Origin of the sequence: Streptomyces lancefieldiae (genome assembly GCF_031845825.1) — a bacterium.
Lineage (GTDB): Bacteria > Actinomycetota > Actinomycetes > Streptomycetales > Streptomycetaceae > Streptomyces > Streptomyces lancefieldiae.
Map to the genome: position 1 here is coordinate 1 of NZ_JAVRFH010000208.1, position 1,421 is coordinate 1,421.

A 1,421-nucleotide genomic window follows, 5' to 3' on the forward strand; every position below is an offset into this window, starting at 1 on the left:
GGGTCGAGTCGAGGATCCGGAAGTACGTGTCCTCGTGCCGCCGGAAAGCCGCGCCGAGAGCCTCTTGCAAGTCCGTCTCGGCCAATTGCCCGAGCACTTGCCTCTGTTCGCTGCTCAAGTCGGGGGCGTCGTGCCAGTCGGCGCGCAACTCGGCGACCGTGATCGGATTCATGAGGTCTCTCGCGTGCCGTCGTTGGTCGGCGCCAGGGGCGCGGCCTCGAAGGCGACGCACGCCGGGGTCTCCTTGTGGAGGTCGGGACCGCCGTTCCGGCGGCCCGTGCCGATCACCAGAGCGCACTTCAAGTGCCGCGAGTCGTCGGCAAGTTTCTTCATCTGGAGATGAGCACAGCCTCCGCAGTGCTGTCCGGCCTGGAGCGGGCGCCGGGTCGCCGGGTGGATACCTGCGTCCAGGGCCTGTCGTATGAACCCGCGGCCGCGCCCGGTACGGCCCTCGGCCGAATCGGTGCGCTGCGTCGGGGCGCTCGCGGTGGTGGGCGAAATGGTCATGGCAGATCCTTGTAGCTACTGGGAGACGACGGCTGCGGGCGCTTCCGCCGCCGCACCGCGGTGGTGACGGCTGCGAGCGCCGTGGCGCTGACGATGGCGAGCCCGTACGCCGAGTGCATCGCGGCGCGCGCCAGGAAGTCGACGGTGACGGCTCCGTCGGCGAACCGTGCCGGGGTGATGCCGGTGGCCGCCTGAGCCGTCATGCCCGCCCCGGTGGCGGCGGCTGCCGTCACGGCCAGCCCATGGCCCGAGCGGCGTGAGGTGCCACGGCGCGCCTGGACAACTGTGCGCTCACGGCCTGGAAAAGGTACGGACATGGTTCTCCGGAAGTCGGGCGACCGGACGGCGCCTGGCCGTGTCGGTGGAACGCGGCGACCGCATCGGACTGCGGGTCACCGTCACAACACAAGCCTACCGCCATAAATCCAATTATGCAATCCAACGGGGATGGGCGAGGGCTTCCTTCAGCCGGTCCTCGGCAAGCCTGCGGCGAACGGCTTCGGCGATCGCCGACCACACCTTTCCCCGGGCCGGGTCCGCCGGGATCGCCGGCTCACCCTGAACCCCCCGGACCGTGATCACCGTGTCGCCCTGGGGTGGGCGTACGCGATGGCACAGGATGACCGTCGGCGTGCCGTGGCCAGGGATGTACGCCCCGGAGGTGTCAATGACCCACCGCATATCGAACTGGGGCAAATACTCGGTGACGAACTTGCGACCGAACTCCCGCTTCATGAACGCGTTCGAGGTCAGCTGCGCGACATGCCCGCCGGGGACCGCGAGGGAGAACATGAGTTCACAGAACGGCAGCGCCAGCGGGAACTTCCCTGCGGCCACACGCGGATACGCCTTGCGGATCAGATCGCGCTGCTGGGCGTCGGCCACCGTGATGTAGGGCGGGTTCCCGACGACGC

General features: G+C 69.0%; 3 protein-coding genes. All 3 read right to left on the reverse strand.

Features of this window, described 5'->3' with window-relative positions; genetic code table 11:
- Positions 1-168: 168 nt before the first annotated feature.
- Positions 169-507, reverse strand: coding sequence for a hypothetical protein (locus RM812_RS41645; RefSeq protein ID WP_030590007.1), 339 nt, complete (start codon positions 505-507; stop codon positions 169-171).
- On the reverse strand, positions 504-740 hold the full coding sequence (locus RM812_RS41650) for a hypothetical protein (protein WP_007490795.1): 237 nt from the start codon (positions 738-740) through the stop codon (positions 504-506). The genes RM812_RS41645 and RM812_RS41650 overlap by 4 nt, the downstream gene beginning before the upstream one ends.
- A gap of 196 nt (positions 741-936) precedes the next feature.
- Positions 937-1,421, reverse strand: a 485-nt coding sequence (locus RM812_RS41655) for an Eco57I restriction-modification methylase domain-containing protein (RefSeq protein ID WP_394816607.1), incomplete at its 5' end; no start/stop codon positions are given.